Below are 3,707 nucleotides of genomic sequence, written 5' to 3'. Positions count from 1 at the left end.
CGGCCGCTGCTGCTGGAGGGCGGGCTGGACTGGCGGCCGATGTCGCTGAGCCCCGCCGACATGGACTTCATCGAGGGCAAGCACGCCGCCGCCCGCGAGATCGCCCTGGCCTTCGGGGTCCCGCCCCAGCTGCTGGGCGTGCCCGGCGACAATACCTACGCCAATTATCGCGAGGCCAACGGGGCCTTCTGGCGCCACACGGTGGTTCCCCTGGCCGAGCGGGCGGCGCGGGCGGTCAGCGCCTGGCTGGAACCGAAATTCCCCGGCGCCCGCCTGACCTGCGACCTCGACGCCGTCCCCGCTTTGTCGGCCGAACGAGACGCCCTGTGGGCGCGGCTGCAGGCGGCGAGCTTCCTCACCGACGCCGAGCGGCGGCGGTTGGCGGGGCTGGAGGGGTAGGGGCGGCGCGTGCAGATCCTCCCCCAGAGGGGGAGGTGGCCCGAAGGGCCGGAGGGGGAAGTGACCCCCAGGCCGGCCAACATCCCCCTCCGTCGCTCCGCGACACCTCCCCCTTCGGGGGGAGGATCTGATTGACCGGAGACACTCATGACCCCCACCCCCTGGCGGCTCGACCGGCAGATCTCCGTGGCCATGCTGGTCGCCCTGGCCCTGCAGGCCGCCGCCGCCCTGATGTGGGCCGGACGGGCCTCGGCGCGGATCGACGAGATGCAGACCCGCCTCAACGCCCAGGCCCCGGTCGCCGAACGCCTGGCCCGGCTGGAGGAACAGGCCCTCGCGGCCCGGGCCTCCCTGGCCCGGATCGAGGCGAGGCTGGACTGACGCCGCATCGATCCTCCCCCAGAGGGGGAGGTGGCCCGAAGGGCCGGAGGGGGGAGTTGATCCCCACGCCGGCCGACTTCCCCCTCCGTCGCTCCGCGACACCTCCCCCTTCAGGGGGAGGATCTGGAGACACACCCCATGCCCGCAGCCCTGCCCATCACCGGCCACGCCAGCCTGTTCTGGACCCGCGACCTCAATGACGACGTCACCGCCGCCGGGGCCTTCGCCGCCAGTCTGGCGCGGACCGGGGCGGCGGGGGTCAAGATGCTGCACCAGCACGACGACGCCGAGCCGGTCGGGGTCTGGGACGAGATCGTCGAGGACGACCGCGGCCTGCTGGTCCGGGGTCGGATCCTGCGCGCCACCCCGCGGGGCCGGCTGGTCGCGGCCCTGGTCGAGGCCGGGGCCCTGGACGGCCTGTCGATCGGCTTCCGCGCGGTCAAAGCCCGCCCCGACGCCACCGGCCGCCTGCGCGTGCTGCGCGAGGTCGAGCTGTGGGAGGTGTCGGTGGTGACCTTCCCGATGCTGCCGGGGGCGCGGCTGCGCCTCGGCGGCTAACCAGATCCTCCCCCCGAAGGGGGAGGTGGCCCGGAGGGCCGGAGGGGGACGTGATCCCCACGCCGGCCGACTTCCCCCTCCGTCGCTCCGCGACACCTCCCCCTTCAGGGGGAGGATCTTTCTAAAACCTGGAGATCCCCATGAAGGAAACCAAACAGGCCCCGGCCTCGCCGGAGGCGCGCGCCGCCTTGCACGAGGTGTTGGCGGCGTTCGAGGGCTTCAAGGCCGCCAATGACCAGCGGCTGGCGGCCCTGGAGACCAAGCATGCCGACGTGCTGCTGGAGGAGAAGGTGGCCCGCATCGACGCGGCGATCACCGAGGCGCAAGGCCGCCTTGACCGCGTGCTGGCCGACGCCCGCCGGCCGTCGATCGGCGGCGACGCGCCGCTGGCGCGGGTCGATGAGCGCAAGGCCGCCTTCGAGCGCTATATCAAGACCGGCGAGACGCCCTCGCTTCTGCTCGAAGCCAAGGGCCTGTCGGAGGGCGTGGCCACGGCCGGCGGCTATGTCGCCCCGGCCGAGCTGGAGCGGCAGATCCTGCGCCGCCTGTCCGCTACCTCGCCGATGCGTGATATCTGCCAGGTGCGCACCATCGGCGCCGGCACGTTCCGCAAGCCGGTGTCGCCCAACGGCCTGGCCGCCGCCTGGGTGGCCGAGACCGCCGCCCGGCCCGAGACCACGGCCCCGACCCTGGACGTCATCGATTTCCCGGCCGGCGAGCTTTATGCCAGCCCCGCCGCCACCCAGGCCCTGCTCGACGACGCCTATGTCAATATCGACGAGTGGCTGGCCGAGGAGGTGCAGGACGCCTTCGCCGCCCAGGAGACCACCGCCTTCGTCACCGGCGACGGGGTCAACAAGCCCAAGGGCCTGCTGGCCTACACCACCGCGCCGGACGCGTCCTACACCTGGGGTCAGGTCGGCTATCTGGCCACTGGCGTGGCGGGCGGCTGGCCGGCGTCCAATCCGACCGACAGGCTGATCGACCTGATCTATGCGGCCAAGACCCAGTACCGCCAGAACGGCCGCTTCATGCTCAACCGCCGCACGGTCAGCGCGGTGCGCAAGTTCAAGGACGCGCAAGGCAACTATATCTGGAACGCCGCCCTGCAGCCGGGCCAGTCCGCCAGCCTGCTGGGCTTCCCGGTGGCCGAGATCGAGGCCATGCCGGATGTCGGGGCCAACGCCCTGGCCGTGGCCTTCGGCGATTTCGAGAAGGCTTATCTGATCGTCGACCGGGCCGGGGTGCGGGTGCTGCGCGACCCCTATTCGGCCAAGCCGCACGTGCTGTTCTACACCACCAAGCGGGTCGGCGGCGGGGTGCAGAACTTCGACGCGGTCAAGCTGCTGAAGTTCGCGGTGAGCTAGGTTCGCGCCCAGAGACCCCCTCCGGCCCTCCGGGCCACCTCCCCCAAAGGGGGAGGATCTGGCAATCGCCGCGCCCGCAAAGATGCTCCCCCTTGGGGAGCTGTCGCGGAGCGACTGAGGGGGTCTCTCCACCCAAGGAAATCCCCATGCCCCTGTCCATCACCCTGGCCGAGGCCAAGGCCTTCCTGCGCGTCGTCGACGCCGGGGAGGACGATCTCGTCACCCTGCTGATCGACGCCGCCGAGGCGCGGGTCGCCACGGCCGTCGATCAGGTCCTGAGCCCCGCCAGCCCGGCCCCGCTGCGGCTGGCGGTGCTGATCCTGGTCGCCCACGCCTATGAGCACCGCGACGCCGGCGAGCCGTCCCTGGCCCTGGTCGAGCCGTGGCTGGCCCCCTGCGAAAGGCAAGGCTATGAGCCTGGATCCTGAACGCGCCCTGGCCGCCGGCCTGGCCGCGATGCTGATCGCCGCCCCGGCGGTGACCGCCCTGGTCGGGACGCGGGTCCATGTCGATCCGCCGCGCCTGGCCACCTATCCCTGTGTGCGCTTCACGCGGCAGGAAAGCCGGCCGTTCGGCGGGCCGAAGGGGAGGGGCTGGAGCATCTGCTGACCCTGACCTGCGCCTCGCGGTTCGGCGGTCCGGAGGAGGCTCGCGCCCTGGTCGCCGCCGTCCGCGCCGCCCTGCACGAGGCCCTGCCGGTCCTCGACGGCCGCCGCCTGATCACCCTGCGCGTCACCTATGCCGACGTCTTCCGCGGCGCCGACCGCGACCTGACCCTGGCGTCGTGCGGGTGCGGGCGGTGACGGAGGGGTTTAGCCCTCGTAGCCCCTCCCCTCGCGGGGAGGGGTTGGGGTGGGGGCGCCAGCGCCGCTTCGGCCGACACGGAGCCGACACCCCCACCCCCTGCCCCCTCCCCGCAAGGGGGAGGGGAAATCCCTGGAAAAAAGGACCTCCCCATGGCCGCTCAAGCCGGCAAGGACATTCTGTTGAAGATCGGCGACG

At 72.3% G+C, this 3,707-nt stretch carries 5 protein-coding genes and 1 pseudogene; all 6 read left to right on the top strand.

Features of this window, described 5'->3' with window-relative positions:
- Positions 1 to 399 (top strand): phage portal protein (locus CSW58_RS10715; RefSeq protein ID WP_143755173.1); only part of this gene is annotated, 399 nt, incomplete at its 5' end.
- A 147-nt stretch (positions 400 to 546) separates the two neighbouring features.
- Complete coding sequence (locus tag CSW58_RS10710; RefSeq protein ID WP_099447275.1) at positions 547 to 780, top strand: hypothetical protein; 234 nt, start codon at positions 547 to 549, stop codon at positions 778 to 780.
- 138 nt (positions 781 to 918) lie between these two features.
- A complete protein-coding gene (locus CSW58_RS10705; RefSeq protein ID WP_099447274.1) occupies positions 919 to 1,338 on the top strand; it encodes an HK97 family phage prohead protease in 420 nt (139 codons plus the stop codon).
- A 140-nt stretch (positions 1,339 to 1,478) separates the two neighbouring features.
- Entirely contained in the window at positions 1,479 to 2,705 is a 1,227-nt protein-coding gene (locus CSW58_RS10700; RefSeq protein WP_099447273.1) for a phage major capsid protein, read from the top strand.
- Positions 2,706 to 2,851: 146 nt separating this feature from the next.
- Positions 2,852 to 3,133 (top strand): head-tail connector protein, encoded by a 282-nt coding sequence (locus CSW58_RS10695; protein WP_099447272.1) that lies wholly within the window; start codon positions 2,852 to 2,854, stop codon positions 3,131 to 3,133.
- A pseudogene (locus CSW58_RS10690) lies at positions 3,042 to 3,508 on the top strand (DUF3168 domain-containing protein). Before CSW58_RS10695 ends, CSW58_RS10690 begins: the two are co-directional and overlap by 92 nt.
- Positions 3,509 to 3,707: the final 199 nt, after the last annotated feature.

This window comes from Caulobacter sp. B11 (assembly GCF_002737765.1).
Taxonomy (GTDB): domain Bacteria; phylum Pseudomonadota; class Alphaproteobacteria; order Caulobacterales; family Caulobacteraceae; genus Caulobacter.
This window is presented reverse-complemented; position numbering and strand designations above follow the sequence as displayed.

Bases quoted from the DNA above. Each gene is read 5' to 3' on its own strand.
- CSW58_RS10710 (WP_099447275.1), top strand. From the start codon at position 547: ATGACCCCCACCCCCTGGCGGCTCGACCGGCAGATCTCCGTGGCCATG.
- CSW58_RS10705 (WP_099447274.1), top strand. From the start codon at position 919: ATGCCCGCAGCCCTGCCCATCACCGGCCACGCCAGCCTGTTCTGGACC.
- CSW58_RS10700 (WP_099447273.1), top strand. From the start codon at position 1,479: ATGAAGGAAACCAAACAGGCCCCGGCCTCGCCGGAGGCGCGCGCCGCC.
- CSW58_RS10695 (WP_099447272.1), top strand. From the start codon at position 2,852: ATGCCCCTGTCCATCACCCTGGCCGAGGCCAAGGCCTTCCTGCGCGTC.